Source organism: Flagellimonas sp. (genome assembly GCF_965215805.1).
Lineage (GTDB): Bacteria > Bacteroidota > Bacteroidia > Flavobacteriales > Flavobacteriaceae > Flagellimonas.
Window position 1 is genome coordinate 3,415,928 of sequence record NZ_OZ244124.1, and the last position, 14,144, is coordinate 3,430,071.

A 14,144-nucleotide genomic window follows, 5' to 3' on the forward strand; every position below is an offset into this window, starting at 1 on the left:
CTACAGCCCGTCAACCAATGCCTCCTCAGTAAAATAGTCATCACTTAAATCAGTGCTGTAGTCAATATCCTCAAAGCGGAATACCGTTTTGTGTTTGGTCTTGTGATTCTGCACATCAATTCGGTGCAAAGTCCAAATTCCCTGTACTTTTCTGATATCGGTTACGTGTACCGTCTTTAATGGATTGCCGGCAATGTCCCAACTCTCGGACTTACGCATCATCCATATATTGGAATCCACCCAGAATTTGCCCTTGCTGTAGCCCAATTCCTTGGCGGTGGCTTCATCCTTCGGGGTCGCTTCAAGTACATAGCAATCTTGCCCATCCACTTGGTCTATACCTATAGTCTTGTAATTATAGTCGTCCCTACTGATTTTGGTTTCCAATTTGATATCCTCGTAGGTCAAATCTGTTCCCAAAAAGTAATCTCCTCGGTTGGAAGCTGAAATCCTTCTTGTTTTTCGAAGCGCGGGAAGATACAGCCACTGATCATCGTCCACTTCGGCATCTGGATAATCATAGGTCAAAAAAGCCGTCCCTTTTACACTTGTGGGCGTTTCATAGAAAATGATCAAGCGACGTTCTTCTCCAAAATATTTTCGGAGCGCTGTGGTTTCCCGAACCCGAGTCTTACCGCGTTTATCCGTAAGTTCCATGATTAGTTTTCGCTTTACGGAATTCCCTTCATTCCGCGCATAGGTTTTCTCCGCAATGGATTGCCCATCCGGCAAACTTTGTCCTTGAACAAATCCGATGGCCAACAAAAAGGCCATCATTGTTATCGTGTTGAATTTCATAATGTTTAATTTTTATGTGTGATGAAAAATTTTGGTTTTGCCAATAGAATGATGGCAGGTAAGATGGTCATGCTACCAATGAAGCTGACCATAACGGCCACGGCCACCAGGAAGCCAAATCGGTTCAATGGTGGTACGGCGCTGGTCATAAGCACACCAAAACCGAGGGTCAGTGCCAAAAAGTTGAACAATAGGGCCCTCCCCGCTGATTTAAAGAATTCCTGAAATGCCTGATGTAGGGAAAGTCCTTTTTCGGCTAAGAGATATTTAAATCGGTCTACAGTGTGTACTGCAAAATCGACCCCTACTCCAATGGCGATGGCAGCAAACATGGAAGTACCTACGGCCAACCATATATCGAGCACGCCCATGACGGTGTAGATGAACAATACCGAAATCAATACAGGCACAATGGTAAGTACACCACCCGCCATGGACCGAAAGCTCAATGCAGCGACAATTAGAACAACCAGCAGCGCAACTATAGCTCCAGTAAAGTGGTTTTGTCCCAGTTTGCCTATCCAGTGCACATCAAGGGCCACTTTGCCACTTTGGGTTGCCTTGATCGTAGGTGTATTGAAATTTGCGTCCAGATAATCTTGCGTTTTCTCCACGATTATCTTTTCATCCAGGTATTCCCCAGAGTTTATTCGGAATCTTACGTTGGCCAAACGGTAATCGTAATCTACATAATTATCAAAGTCCGTTGGATCCCCGCTAGCGGAATACAAAAGGAAAAACTGACTAACCAAAGCTTCGTTATCAGGGATAGTATAGTAATCCGTATTATCCTCATTTACAGATTGATGCATCTTTTTAACGAAATCAACAATTGAAGTACTTCCCTGTACTTTGGGCAACGTTTCCACATGACGTTGCAAAGCCTCAATTTTTTTGAGATTGTGGGGTTTAAAAATATCCTCCGTTCCCGGTGTCTCAATCAAGACGTCCAAATAACTGGTGCCTTCTGTTTTGGAATTGATTACTGCATCCGCCTGAACAATGGGTTCGGTACTTTGGAAATTGGCGATTCTATCTTCATTTACTTTGAGCTTAAGTGCACCAAAAATTCCCAAGGCAACAATCAATATTGCAGATATAAGTATGGTTCTGGGCCTCTTATACACAAAATTTCCCAATCCCGTCATCAATTTGCCAAAGCCATCGATGGTGTTGGCGGATTTAAACGCCTTACTTTTTTGTGGTTTTAATAGCATCAAGGCCGATGGAATCATAAACAATGCATACACAAGTGCTGTTGCCACTCCAATTCCACCAAACACACCAAAGAAAGCCATTGGAGGCATATAGGAAGAAAATACAATAGACATGAACCCAGCGATGGTGGTGATGGAGGTAATGGTAATGGGTCGCCACATGCTCAACATGGTGTTGACCACCAATTCCTTTTGACTCAACCCTGGATGTTTGGCTGCCAATTCATAGTACTCTCCCATAATGTGGATACCATCTGCTACAGCAATGGCAATAAGCACCACGGGCAGTCCGTTGGTGATGACGTAGAAGTCCACTCCAAAAAAGGCCATCAACCCCAATGCAATTCCAACCGAGGCCAGGACCATTAGATTTGGAATGACCACTCCCCTAACCGTTCTGTAGGCAAAAATGAGAATGAAGGCAATGACCAAACCCGCAAATGGATTGGTGCGCATAGCGTCTTCATCAATGTATTTGATAAGGTAACCGCTTACGGCACCTTCCCCTGCCAAATAAAAGTCATGGTTATCATGTTGGTAGTCTGCCAGTAGCGCCTGGAGGGAATTGTACACTTCATGCTGTTTTAGGTCATAACTGTCCAACATCTCAGCAATGACCAAAGTGGTGGTCTTATCCTTGGAAACCAGACTGCCCTTATACAATTCAAAATTGTCTATGGCCTTGGAAACAGCTTTGGCATTGGAGTCGGTAAGTTCCTCGGATTCAAAAAACGGCTCCACCAAAATTCCAAAGTCTGTTCCTACCACATTGTTTTCTGTGGATAGACTCCGCACCTGGTCGGGATCAATGCCTGGGATTTTCTTTAGCTTTTCGCTAAGGTCATCCACAATTCCCAGGGAAGTTGGATTGAATATCCCATGATCATTTTTAACTGCAATGACCATGGGGTCTTTTAAACCAAAGGTTTCCTTGATGGAGTTACGCTGAATCAATACGGAATCCTGTGGTGGTAAAAAAGCTTCGTAGCGGGTGTCCTTGGTCAACTTTGGTAAAGAGACCACGGAAACAATGAACGCCGCAAAGCTTAGGATCAGAATGGGTTTATAATGTGATGTAACCCAATTAAAAAATGCTTGTGCCCTTTTTGTTTTCATTTTGATGGTTTTAATGTAGTATATACAACTTTATATTTAAAAAATTTATGTTCTCATTTTCGTTTCCAAATTCCTAAGCCCGTCCAATCCGGAACTGCCCAGTAACCCAACCAACTCGTCCATAATGCCCAGCCAAACAGGCGTCAGTTTCTCCACCATTTTGTAACCTTCATCTGTTAGCTCTACGGTGGGTCTGTAATCTGAGCTTCGAGAAACAAAACCCCTTTTTTCCAATAGCTTTATATTTCTACTGACTGTGGATTTTTCCAAATAAAGATATTTTCCAATCCTTCCCTGCTCCACTTTCTTCATTTTACTCATAGCAAACAATATCGTCATCTGGTTTTCGGTAATATCAAAGTCCATGAGGTGTTGCCTAAAATGGCTGTCTACCATTCTTGATATCTTCCGTAACCTTGATCCAATACATTCGCTATAATCATACTTCATGGGGCAAATATATAGATTTATATGTTGCATATACTACTTTTAACTTTTTGATAACATCTGCTGTTCCAACCTATTTATTCCTCATTGGTCAATCCAAACCGCCCATCCATCAATTCAGCTCAGCTTTTATTCCCAACACCACGTAGTTTGATGATACTTTATCAACATTAAATAATTTATTAGTTATGAAAGTAGGTCCCATTCCATTGTTCCTCGTTCTTTTTACAATCTTTTCTTGTTCAGACCAAGAGACACAGCAAAAACTGGTGGACACGCAACGCAAACTTGTAGCAACCGAACAAAAATTGTTACAGGCAATCCATACAAACCAGTCCAATGCCGAGCTGATCAAAATGTATGTCGAGACTGTACAAAATGTAATCCATTCCTCAAATGATAAATACACCATAAGAATTGACCAAACCCAGGAAGGAAAGTTGCGGTATGCAAGTTGGATGCAGCCCAAGACGCCTCTGGAAAAACCTGATATAGTTCTCTACAACGGAGAAATTGAAAAAACTGGCTCTTGGGGAGTGGCAAAATATAAGTTCAGTGTGGACAATCAGTCCTATATTGTAGAAACCGTTCCGGTTAAGCGAAGATCCAAACTCAACCATATTTTTCTAGAAGTCTTGGAGGGCAAAACACAAAAGTTTTATGGAAAAATGAAGGATTTGAATCTACCCAACTAAGCACTCTTAACTCTTGGTCCAATTCTATTTTTGGGAGTGTTTGATGTACTTCTCCACCACCACTGCCGTAACAATGACCAAATAGAACTGTCCCATCAGCCCAACCAACATGGCTGCCTTTTGTGCAATGGGAATGGCCGGAACAATTTCACCGTAGCCAATGGTCATCAAAGTGATATAAGCATAGTATAGGATGGCTTCGCTTTTGATTTCTATCTGTTGATTTTCAAGTAAGGTCCCTTGAAATGCTCCTGGGTGGGTCAATTCTATGGCCATAAACAGAAAGAATGCAAGAAATCCAAGAGAAATGTAACCGCTCATCAAGCCAACAATAACCTTTCTGCTCACCAATTTGGCCTTCCACACCTGGTGGATCACATTCCAGCTTACCACAATGTAGAAAACAAAATATATCATCAGGCGAACCAGGATATCCCCTTGTGATTCTTGTCTATAAATCATGGAACTGCCAAAAATAAAGGCGGAAGCAGCAAAAAGGAGGATAAAAATCCAGGTGAGTTTCTTCCTTTTGGATATCATCAGAATCCCTGCCAAAATCCCCATCAAATACAACAATGGTAGCAGGGTGAATTCAAAAAAGTTCTCAGGAAAGAACAAGGACCCAAAAAGAATTGCCAATTGGGTGGTGAGAAAAATCTCGAACCTAAACTTGTACCATTTTTTGATCATACTAAACCCCTACATAAGATACGCGATAAATGGCATCTCCAAAGTCATCTGATATAAGCAGGGAACCATCTTCCAAAAACAGTAAATCCACTGGTCTTCCAAATTGATCTTGGGTATCATCGTTTAACCAGCCATCAATAAAAGGTTCATAGCTTACAGCTTCGTTTCCATTAAGGGTGACCATGGTTATACGGTACCCCACTTTGGAAGAGCGGTTCCACGACCCATGTTCTGCCATAAAAACCTGCCCTTTATATTGACTCGGAAACATGTCCCCTGTATTAAACTTAACCCCCAACGGAGCCACATGCGCTCCCAAGGGCTGTACAGGTGCCACAAAATCAGCGCAAGGGTGCCCCTCTCCAAATTCAGGGTCAGCAATAGTTCCTCCATGGCAGTGTGGATATCCAAAATGTTGACCTATTGCCGAAGCCCGGTTGAGCTCACAAGGAGGAACGTCATCTCCCATCATATCCCGACCATTATCCGTAAACCAGAGATCTTTGGTTTCTGGATGCCAAGTAAACCCAACCGTGTTTCTTACGCCTTTGGCATAAATCTCACGATTGCTACCATCAGGATCCATACGGGTAATGGTATTGAACCTTTCATCTTCGTCGGTTCTATCACAAATGTTGCAAGGAGCACCAACAGGAACATAGAGCTTACCATCTGGGCCAAAAGCGATGTACTTCCAACCATGGTGGAATTCCGTTGGATAGTCATCATAAATAACCTCGGGTTCGGGTAAACTGTCCAAATTTTGTTCAATATCATTATACTTCAGTAAACGATTCACCTCAGCAACATATAAATCCCCATCCTTAAAAGCGATACCATTGGGCACTTCCAAAGTGGAGTCCAACACCTTGACATTTTCTGCCCAGAAGTCACCATCCAAGTCTTGAAGCGCATATACGGTTTTGTCATTGCGTGTACTTACAAACAGGGTTCCATCATCACCCATGGCCATGGAACGGGCGCCATCCACCCCTTCAGCATAGACCTCTACCTTGAATCCTTCCGGCAGATTTAGGCTATCCAATGGGAGACTGGTCGGATGAACTCGCTCTTTGGGTTCAATCCTTGTCTCCTCTTTTACTTCTTCTTTTTCCTTTTTACCATTGCATGCCATGACCAGAAGGCCTAGCATAAAAACCAACGTTTTTTTTGGTGTCATTTTTCTGATTGATATAGGTTTATGATTTAATGCTTTTGTAACTATTTGCCTCAAGTGATTTCAATATCCACTGCGGCTTGTTTTCAACTGGAAACTACATTCCTTAAGCCCTTGACTTAGATATGAATGCCACTCCAATTATTAACCATGATACAGGTCACCTGACGCTGAATGTTCCCGAAAATACATAAAATTCATGGTATCAATAAAGTGGTTTTTGGTTTTACAACTATTAAGGCGCAGTCGGTATAAAATCCTTACAAAACTCCATGAGCGAATGTCGACTTCATGACGGTCACAAACAATTTCAGGACAAATCCCCATTTTCCTATCACGAATCCCCAAAAATTGCTGGTCTTTTGTGTATTCATCAAAAACAAAAACAATGGACAGAAAAACGTTTCTCAAAAGAAATTTAGTCTTGGGCGGTGCTATTGCCCTAGGCCCAACTGCAATGTTGCCTTCCTCAAAGCAGGGCCAAAAAGAACTCTTCGGGGAAGAACTAATTACTGAATTTGTATTTGCCGCCCATAGAAGTTTGGAGGAGACCCAAAAGATACTTGAGAAACATCCCCTATTGCTCAACTGCGCCAATCAGTTCATCAAAGGGGATTTTGAAACGGCCGTTGGGGGCGCCAGCCATATGGGAAGAAGGGATATTGTGGATTACTTGGTGTCCAAGGGAGCTCGATTGGATATCTTTAACTACGCCTTTCTTGGATACGACGATTTTGTAAAGAAAATGATTGCCGATCATCCCCATCTATTGAAAGCACCTGGACCACATGGGTTCACTCTGCTGCACCATGCCGAAGTTGGAAAACGATTGGAGCTGGCCGAATGGTTACAGTCCAAAGGTTTGACTGAAAAAATGTTCAAGGGAATCTTTAACTAAAACCCAAGCCAGGTCCATTTAATATGTCGCAACAAGGTTTATTTATCTTTGTTGAAGAACCTTTTACCCTTTAACATTGGATATGCAAATCAAATGGAGTGAAAAAAAGTTTTACGTGATTTCCACTGGCATTTTAATTGTCATGTTTGCGCTAACACTGCTCCAAAACTTTATTCGGTATCGCAATCACAGTAGTTACAGTGTTTGGATTTCCATAGTTTATCTTTTGATTTCCATTATCCTATTTATTCCGGTAATCATACTTACAGTTCGCTTGCAACGCTACTTAAAGAACAGATTTAGAAAAGGGTATTGGCCCCTTATTATCCTTTCTGCATTGGGCATACTGGGCTTGTTTTATCTGGTTTCCAATGTAATACTTCACAGTCTAGGTTATTTTGACCATTTTGTGGACATGGAATATGCCCGCTACTACTTTGGCCGTGAAGCCCTTTACCATTTGATATTGATAGTTGGAGCGGCCTTTTTTGTTCAGTTTACGAAGTCAGATACCAAAACCATTGTAGTATACAAGGGGCGCAAAAAGATTACCATGACCCTGTCTCTCGTTCACTGGATTGAGGCTGAGGGACATTATTTAAATTTTTACACTGAAACAGATTCCTTTATCAAAAGGGAGCGACTAGTGTCATTGGCAGAACAATTGGAACCTGAGTTTATTCGAATTCACAGGAAATATATGGTGAATCGGAATGAGATCAGTGCTACGGAAAAAGAGAAACGGGATGAATTTTTGGTATTAAAATCAGGAAAAAGACTAAAAATTGGGCAGTCCTTTAAACCCATAGCCTGGTAGGTTCAGCTATGGCCAAAGAAAATCCATTCGTCCAAAGTTCTTGTCGGACAAACAAAGTGCCTCTTTAAATTCTTGCGCGTTTAATTCAGTTCAGCTTCTTCATCAAGGACCGAAACTTCACCAGTATACGTGATGGTCTGCCTATGGGTGCTGTTCACGTTGACGGTCCCGGCCATTCCTGGAAAAATCTTGGCAAACACAGTATAGGACTCCGTATCATTGTCCACTGTAAAATTCAAGCTGTAACCTTGTGTCTTGGAATCTTCAACAAGCTCCAAATCTTTGGCAGGCCCATCAAACTGAATGGCATTGTTGGTGTTGCCGTATCCTGTGACCATGTTCCGCTCCCCATAATACGGTAAATAAGCGGATACGCTATCTCCTACCACTCGTAAGTACGCCGGATTTCCCAATAGATTGATTTGGCCTGCAGTATTCCCTGGTGCCAACAAGCCCGAGTTGGCAATACTGGCCATAGTATTGGTCAACAAAGGTCGCGCCCATTCGGCTGTAAATTCTAATCTTCCATTCTCTACTAAATCCTGAAGGGCCAGTTTATCTGCCTCGCTGACCTGCGCAGTTTTGTTGGCGGCACCGCAACCCAGCAATAGGATTATTAGGAGGCTCCCAACTACATTTTTTATCATTTTCATCTTCTCAACTTTTTATTATTCAATAAGATACGAATACAATTTCTTATTTCAATAGTTCACAAAAATTATTCCAAGATTAACGCTATATTTACTTACAACCAGACCTCATTTTATGAACCCTATATGTTCAAAAGTACTTGTACTTTTTTTGACCTTCCTGGCTTTTTCCACTGTTTTTGCACAAACAACCCAACCTTTGGACTCTCTTGGTGATAGACCAGAGTTCCGAGCATTTAATTTGGCGCAAGACCCGGTTGTGGATGGGGAAATCATCAATGACCCCATTTGGCAAATGGTTCCGGCCATAGACAATTTGATTCAATTAAGGCCCAACTATGGACAACCGGTTTCCGAGAAAACAGTCATCCGTGTGGCCTATAGTAAAAGTACATTCTATGTGGCCGTGGTCTGTCATGATTCAGAACCGGAAAAAATAGTGGTGTCAGATTCCAGAAGGGATGCGGACCTAAACGACGAAGACAGCTTTTTATTTATCATTGACACTTATCACGATCGCCAGAATGGTTTTTTGTTCGGAACCAATGCGCAAGGCATGGAGTATGACGCACAAATTGACAACGAGGGTAAAGGCAACTTCAATGCCAATAGACAGCAAGGTGGTGTTATTGGGGGAACCAATATTAACTGGGATGCCTCCTGGACCGTCAGAACTCAAATTGGGGATTATGGTTGGAGCGCCGAATTTGCCATTCCCCTTAGATCCCTCCGATTTGCCTCCGGTACCAACAAGACTTGGGGGTTGAATTTTAGAAGGAACATCAGTAAGAATACCGAGACTGCCTACTGGACCTCCCTACCTCTTGGTTTTGATATGAAAAGGCTCTCTTTGGCTGGTAAACTAACGGGGCTCAGCTTGAAAAATCCGGGCAACCTGAAGCTCATTCCCTATGTTTTGGGTCAGGTGTCCAATAACAAGGCCGTAGACCCCAGTGAAACAGATACCAATTTTGAGGCTGGGGCGGATATCAAATACAGCATCACCCCTAGTTTAACGTTGGACCTTACCTACAACACGGACTTTGCCCAAGTGGAAGTGGATGACCAGCAAGTGAATCTGGACCGCTTCAATCTGTTCTTTCCTGAAAAACGAGCCTTTTTCTTGGAGAACGCGGGGCAATTTAGCGTGGGAAGTCCTGGAGAGGTGGATTTGTTCTTTAGCCGCAGAATAGGAATTGGTGATGCAGGGGATTTGGTTCCGATTATCGGTGGGGCCAGATTATCTGGAAAAGTGGGTCAGACCAATGTTGGCTTCCTAAGTATGTTTACTGATGATGTGGAAGCTGCAGGCATAGAGAAAAATAATTATACGGTTGGGCGTGTCAATCATGATTTTCAAGGGACCCGCTCTTCCTTGGGAGGCATTTTCATCAACCGCGCTGGATTGGGATCCATGGACGATGATTACAACAGGGTCTTTGCCATGGATGGTAAATGGGGTATTGGAAACAAAGCCGAAGTCACCGGATTTGTGGCCAAGAGTTCCACACCAGGAATAGAGGAAAACGATCATGCATTCAAATTACTGGCTAACTACAATTGGAACGGCTGGGATTTAAGGGCAGGTTACACTGAGGTTGGTGAAGGGTTTAATCCCGAAGTTGGCTTTTTACAACGTACGGCCTTCCGTAAACCAGAGTTTTTGATTTGGAAAGCCCAGCGATTAAAAAACATGGGCAATCTTTTGGAAATACGCCCTCATGTATCGTATCGTGGCTATTGGAATTTTGACGACCAATTGATTACTGGTTTTTTGCATGTGGACAACCACTGGGAGTTTAAAAGTGGATTTGAAGTGCATACGGGAATCAATTTTACCACGGAAAGGGTGTTGCAGGAATTCACCCTGTCCGATGTGACCGTTCCCGTAGGGAACTACAAAAATCAAGAGCTGCAGCTGGTGTTGATTACCAATCCCAACAATGCCTTTTCCCTGAGCTCCAGAACATTTATAGGAGGTTATTTCAACGGTGATAGGATTACCAACAGTGGTACGGCGAATTATAGAATTGGGGACCGCTTTGTTTCCTCTTTGACATTTAGCCATAGTGATATTCAACTGGATACTGGGGATTTCACCGCCTTGGTGGGCGGATTACGTCTCTCCTATTCTTTTACGCCCAGAATATTCCTCCAAAGCTTGATCCAACGCAACAATGTTTCAGAAATAACTTCCGTAAATGCACGTTTTGGATGGCTCCAGAATGCCAATACAGGTCTTTTTGTCGTGTTCAATATTGTTAAAGACGATAATGACCTCGACCTTTTGAACAATCAGGTTGTGACTGTAAAGTATACCCACAGATTTGATATATTGAATTAGGAAACGCCAAGCTGTATTTAGCGGCGGTGGCTCCGCATTCGAAATAGGAGATAAAGGATTCCTAAAAATGCCAATCCTGCACAAACGTAAAGTGTAATTGGGATTCGGCCAGGAATTTCATGGTAATACCATCCTGAAAGTAAGGCTCCGAGACCAATACCCGCCTCCAAGGCTATGAACATAGTCGCAATGGCTTTTCCTTTTTGTCCTGGAGAGCTCAAATCTATAGTCCATGCGTTGATTCCAGGAGATACAATACCCATACCTAGACCATAGACACCAGCTCCAACTAGAAAGCCCGTGGCAGACCCCATCGCGCCAATCATGACCAAGGCAATGCATAGCAATATTAAACCAAGCAGGATGACTTTGATTCTTCCGTAGCGGTCGGATAGTTTCCCAGCGATGACCCTGACCAAAAGCGAGGTCAAAGTGAACACAATAAAGAAAACACCCTTATTCGCAAAACCTATCAGCTCCGTCCAATCCGGAATCAATGTGAGTATTACACCAAAGGCTACATAAGCCAAAAAGGTAATTAGGGCGGCTGGAAAAGCTTCTTTGGCTACAATATCCTGTTTGGAAATGCGTAAAAGTTTAGGGCTGAACTTTTGTTTGACAGCTAAGGTTTCGCCCAAATTTAATATGAGCAAAGAGGCCAAAAACGCCATTACCGAAGAACTATAAAATAGGATTTCATAGGAGAAATGGAGTTTGATTAAACTGCCCAATGCTGGCCCCAAAGCCAAACCTGTACTAAAAGCAATGCCCTGTATACCCATGGCCTCCCCTAGTCTGTTGGGAGGAACAACATCCGAAACGTAGGTGGATGCCGCAGTAGGTGTAAATCCAGTTGAGAAACCGTGAAAAAGACGAAGCAAAAGGAATCCGTACACCGAGGTCAAAACAGGATAAAGACTTCCGCAAACCACACAGACCAAAGCTCCAAATAACATCACCGGTCTTCGGCCAATGGTGTCTGTAAGCTTTCCACTAAACGGTCTGGACAATCCCGCGGTAAGCGTAAAAAGGGCAATGATCAATCCAATATATTGAGCTCCGCCCAAGTCGCTCAGATATGACGGGAGCTCTGGAATCAACATGTTGTAGCTTGCCGAAAAAAACAGGGAACCCAAGCAAACCATAATAAATTTTGGATTGTACAAGGATTGTTTTTTGACAATTAATTCTCCCTTTGCAGTTGTCATCGCGATAGCTTATGCCTAATTTTAATGCAAAGAAAAATCTTGAGGCAATCACCTAAAAGGACATTTGTCCTCCCTGGAAAATGATTCGAACCAATCCTGAGTTAGCAACCTATATTCAAAGCTTATGGGCCTTGGAAGGAAGCCAAATCCTAAAAGAGGATTTTGGCCCTAAAGAGGTGATAATTAGACAGGACAGGAGATATGGGAAAGTCCACCTGATTCGCGAAGGCATTGCAAAATGTTATATCTCAGATGAAAATGGGAAAGAGTTTATCCAGGAATTTTTGGGAGAGGGCATGGAGTTTGGGGAACTTGAGGTTTTTGACAACCATACCACAATTTGCTCCGTGGAATCCATTACCGCACTGAAAACCTACGCACTCCCCCATAGCGCCTATCATACATTGTTGGGTACCGACCCGAAGTTCAACCAATTGATCATGAAAGCCCTGGCCAACAAAATACGGTTTAAGGCTCCGAGACATTCCTATCAACACTCTTATCCGATTGAGGACAATCTGATTCGATTAAAGCAGCTTTTTCCTGAGTTTACGGAAGTCATATCGAAAAAGGACATCGCCAATTACATTGGCATCACCCCAAGAAGTTTGAACAGGGCATTAAAGGAACTCAAAGAAAAATCGGATTTCTTTTAACTAGCGCTTAAACCGCTCAAAAATCGCCAAGGTCTTTTTGGTGTTGATAAAATAGACCCCTGTAAGCAAAACGGCAGCGGCCAACATTGATTGCATACTGATTTGTTCATTCAGAAAATACCAACCCAAAAGCAAGGCCACAATAGGATTTACATACGTGGAGGTGGCCACTTTTTCCGGAGAGACTGACTTCAGCAAATAATTAAACGAGGTGAAAGCAACAATACTACCAAAAACAATCAATAATACCATGGCCAATTGCACTTCACCACTCCAAACCAGCGGGGATGTCCATGTTTCTCCCAGTCCCAAACTCATAAGAGCCAAGATGAATCCCCCCATGAGCATCTGGTATCCGGTATTCACAAAATAACTGGTGGGTAAATCGGCTTTGCCTACAAACAGACTGCCGTAGGCCCAACTCAGCATTCCCGCAAAAATGGCAATCATGCCCATTACAGAGCCTTCTTTGGTTATCACCTCCTTTTGGCTCACCAATAGATAAATCCCCAATACACCAAGTACCACGCCCACCACGGACATGGGTTTAATCTTTTTGCCTTGCAACAAGCGCATCAAAATTAAAACAACCAAAGGTTGGGCGGAGATTTCCAAGGCGGCAAATCCAGAATCCACATAACGAAGTGCCCAGACCACTACCCCGTTCCCAATACCCAAAAAGAGAAACCCAGCAATTATGGTATTGCCCAACTGCTTTTTAGTAATGGCCACGGAAATGCCCATAAGTCGTGCAATTCCAAAAATGAGGAGTCCTGCCACCACAAAACGATAAGCTGCCAACATAAATGGGGGAATCTCCATTACTGCCATCTTATTGAGCATGTAGGTGGAACCCCAGATGACATAAATTGCAAAAAAAGCAAGTATGATCAGGGTGGTGTTAGAAGTTTTTCCCATAGCGCCTAGGTCGGAAATTGTACTACAATATTACAGCTATTTGGGACAGTGAAAAACTAATTTTAGTATAAGTTTTATCCAAAAAAATTGGGTGGAAAAAGCTTTTGGATGGACCGCTTTTAAGAATATTGGTCGGTGGCCAAGAGATAGGCCGCGATATCCTGCTCCAACTTTTTGAAACGCTCCAAATGTAACTGGATATCCGCCTTTAAACTTTTGGCCTCTCCTCTTTTTTGTTTGATCAAATCCATGATCCTGTTTTGTTGTCCTGCGTAGGTTTTAAAACTTTGCTTCAATTCATAGAGTTTCTCAAAACAGGTATAATCGCGAGGTTCGCAGGTATAGGAATTAATTTTTTTGGTAAGCCGTTGGATGATGTTGTTGTTTCGTTCCATGCGAACCAACAAATCTTGAATGGAATCCTTGCTATTTTTGGTCAAGCTTGCCATATCATTTTGTTTACCATTTTAGACCTATCTAAATGCTACCATTAAGTTAGTAATTATCTTACAT

The 14,144-nt window shown here is 42.7% G+C and carries 14 protein-coding genes; 5 read left to right on the forward strand and 9 right to left on the reverse strand.

Features of this window, described 5'->3' with window-relative positions:
- From ACOOE0_RS15060 to ACOOE0_RS15070, 3 genes are read right to left on the reverse strand one after another with little or no spacing between them, the layout of a single operon-like run.
- Positions 1-798 (reverse strand): outer membrane lipoprotein-sorting protein, encoded by a 798-nt coding sequence (locus ACOOE0_RS15060; RefSeq protein ID WP_420399731.1) that lies wholly within the window; start codon positions 796-798, stop codon positions 1-3.
- A 5-nt stretch (positions 799-803) separates the two neighbouring features.
- Entirely contained in the window at positions 804-3,131 is a 2,328-nt protein-coding gene (locus ACOOE0_RS15065; RefSeq protein ID WP_420399732.1) for an efflux RND transporter permease subunit, read from the reverse strand.
- Between the two features lie 45 nt (positions 3,132-3,176).
- Positions 3,177-3,581 carry a MarR family winged helix-turn-helix transcriptional regulator gene (locus tag ACOOE0_RS15070; protein WP_420399733.1) on the reverse strand — a complete coding sequence of 135 codons (405 nt, stop codon included), beginning with the start codon at positions 3,579-3,581 and terminating at the stop codon, positions 3,177-3,179.
- A 185-nt stretch (positions 3,582-3,766) separates the two neighbouring features.
- On the opposite strand from ACOOE0_RS15070, the gene ACOOE0_RS15075 reads away from it, so the two are divergent.
- Positions 3,767-4,273, forward strand: coding sequence for a hypothetical protein (locus ACOOE0_RS15075; protein ID WP_420399734.1), 507 nt, complete (start codon positions 3,767-3,769; stop codon positions 4,271-4,273).
- A 24-nt stretch (positions 4,274-4,297) separates the two neighbouring features.
- Here ACOOE0_RS15075 and ACOOE0_RS15080 read toward each other — a convergent pair whose 3' ends face one another.
- Together ACOOE0_RS15080 and ACOOE0_RS15085 are read right to left on the reverse strand one after the other, a co-directional pair.
- Positions 4,298-4,963: an ion channel gene (locus tag ACOOE0_RS15080; RefSeq protein ID WP_420399735.1), complete on the reverse strand. Its 666-nt coding sequence runs from the start codon at positions 4,961-4,963 to the stop codon at positions 4,298-4,300.
- Between the two features lies 1 nt (position 4,964).
- Positions 4,965-6,143: a PQQ-dependent sugar dehydrogenase gene (locus ACOOE0_RS15085; RefSeq protein WP_420399736.1), complete on the reverse strand. Its 1,179-nt coding sequence runs from the start codon at positions 6,141-6,143 to the stop codon at positions 4,965-4,967.
- A gap of 385 nt (positions 6,144-6,528) precedes the next feature.
- Here ACOOE0_RS15085 and ACOOE0_RS15090 point away from each other — a divergent pair, with 385 nt between their 5' ends.
- Both ACOOE0_RS15090 and ACOOE0_RS15095 read left to right on the forward strand, forming a co-directional pair.
- On the forward strand, positions 6,529-7,038 hold the full coding sequence (locus tag ACOOE0_RS15090) for a hypothetical protein (protein ID WP_420399737.1): 510 nt from the start codon (positions 6,529-6,531) through the stop codon (positions 7,036-7,038).
- Positions 7,039-7,120: 82 nt separating this feature from the next.
- A complete protein-coding gene (locus ACOOE0_RS15095) occupies positions 7,121-7,855 on the forward strand; it encodes a LytTR family transcriptional regulator DNA-binding domain-containing protein (RefSeq protein WP_420399738.1) in 735 nt (244 codons plus the stop codon).
- A gap of 80 nt (positions 7,856-7,935) precedes the next feature.
- Here ACOOE0_RS15095 and ACOOE0_RS15100 read toward each other — a convergent pair whose 3' ends face one another.
- Positions 7,936-8,508: a DUF4251 domain-containing protein gene (locus tag ACOOE0_RS15100; RefSeq protein ID WP_420399739.1), complete on the reverse strand. Its 573-nt coding sequence runs from the start codon at positions 8,506-8,508 to the stop codon at positions 7,936-7,938.
- A 112-nt stretch (positions 8,509-8,620) separates the two neighbouring features.
- Between ACOOE0_RS15100 and ACOOE0_RS15105 the strand changes: the two genes are divergently transcribed.
- Positions 8,621-10,849: a DUF5916 domain-containing protein gene (locus ACOOE0_RS15105; protein WP_420399740.1), complete on the forward strand. Its 2,229-nt coding sequence runs from the start codon at positions 8,621-8,623 to the stop codon at positions 10,847-10,849.
- Positions 10,850-10,866: 17 nt separating this feature from the next.
- Here the strand turns inward: ACOOE0_RS15105 and ACOOE0_RS15110 are convergent, their stop codons facing one another.
- A complete protein-coding gene (locus ACOOE0_RS15110; protein WP_420399741.1) occupies positions 10,867-12,057 on the reverse strand; it encodes an MFS transporter in 1,191 nt (396 codons plus the stop codon).
- An 80-nt stretch (positions 12,058-12,137) separates the two neighbouring features.
- Between ACOOE0_RS15110 and ACOOE0_RS15115 the strand changes: the two genes are divergently transcribed.
- A complete protein-coding gene (locus tag ACOOE0_RS15115; protein WP_420399742.1) occupies positions 12,138-12,713 on the forward strand; it encodes a Crp/Fnr family transcriptional regulator in 576 nt (191 codons plus the stop codon).
- On the opposite strand, the gene ACOOE0_RS15120 is transcribed toward ACOOE0_RS15115, so the two are convergent.
- Both ACOOE0_RS15120 and ACOOE0_RS15125 read right to left on the reverse strand, forming a co-directional pair.
- On the reverse strand, positions 12,714-13,631 hold the full coding sequence (locus tag ACOOE0_RS15120) for an EamA family transporter (protein WP_420399743.1): 918 nt from the start codon (positions 13,629-13,631) through the stop codon (positions 12,714-12,716).
- A gap of 119 nt (positions 13,632-13,750) precedes the next feature.
- The gene (locus tag ACOOE0_RS15125) at positions 13,751-14,080 is read right to left on the reverse strand and encodes a hypothetical protein (protein ID WP_420399744.1); all 330 of its coding nucleotides are present in this window, start codon (positions 14,078-14,080) and stop codon (positions 13,751-13,753) included.
- Positions 14,081-14,144: the final 64 nt, after the last annotated feature.

Excerpts from the sequence above, each read along its gene's own strand:
- ACOOE0_RS15125 (WP_420399744.1), bottom strand. The coding sequence starts at position 14,080 with ATGGCAAGCTTGACCAAAAATAGCAAGGATTCCATTCAAGATTTGTTG.
- ACOOE0_RS15090 (WP_420399737.1), top strand. The coding sequence starts at position 6,529 with ATGGACAGAAAAACGTTTCTCAAAAGAAATTTAGTCTTGGGCGGTGCT.
- ACOOE0_RS15095 (WP_420399738.1), top strand. The coding sequence starts at position 7,121 with ATGCAAATCAAATGGAGTGAAAAAAAGTTTTACGTGATTTCCACTGGC.
- ACOOE0_RS15110 (WP_420399741.1), bottom strand. The coding sequence starts at position 12,057 with ATGACAACTGCAAAGGGAGAATTAATTGTCAAAAAACAATCCTTGTAC.
- ACOOE0_RS15100 (WP_420399739.1), bottom strand. The coding sequence starts at position 8,508 with ATGAAAATGATAAAAAATGTAGTTGGGAGCCTCCTAATAATCCTATTG.
- ACOOE0_RS15065 (WP_420399732.1), bottom strand. The coding sequence starts at position 3,131 with ATGAAAACAAAAAGGGCACAAGCATTTTTTAATTGGGTTACATCACAT.
- ACOOE0_RS15120 (WP_420399743.1), bottom strand. The coding sequence starts at position 13,631 with ATGGGAAAAACTTCTAACACCACCCTGATCATACTTGCTTTTTTTGCA.
- ACOOE0_RS15105 (WP_420399740.1), top strand. The coding sequence starts at position 8,621 with ATGAACCCTATATGTTCAAAAGTACTTGTACTTTTTTTGACCTTCCTG.
- ACOOE0_RS15080 (WP_420399735.1), bottom strand. The coding sequence starts at position 4,963 with ATGATCAAAAAATGGTACAAGTTTAGGTTCGAGATTTTTCTCACCACC.
- ACOOE0_RS15115 (WP_420399742.1), top strand. The coding sequence starts at position 12,138 with ATGATTCGAACCAATCCTGAGTTAGCAACCTATATTCAAAGCTTATGG.
- ACOOE0_RS15085 (WP_420399736.1), bottom strand. The coding sequence starts at position 6,143 with ATGACACCAAAAAAAACGTTGGTTTTTATGCTAGGCCTTCTGGTCATG.
- ACOOE0_RS15060 (WP_420399731.1), bottom strand. The coding sequence starts at position 798 with ATGAAATTCAACACGATAACAATGATGGCCTTTTTGTTGGCCATCGGA.
- ACOOE0_RS15075 (WP_420399734.1), top strand. The coding sequence starts at position 3,767 with ATGAAAGTAGGTCCCATTCCATTGTTCCTCGTTCTTTTTACAATCTTT.
- ACOOE0_RS15070 (WP_420399733.1), bottom strand. The coding sequence starts at position 3,581 with ATGAAGTATGATTATAGCGAATGTATTGGATCAAGGTTACGGAAGATA.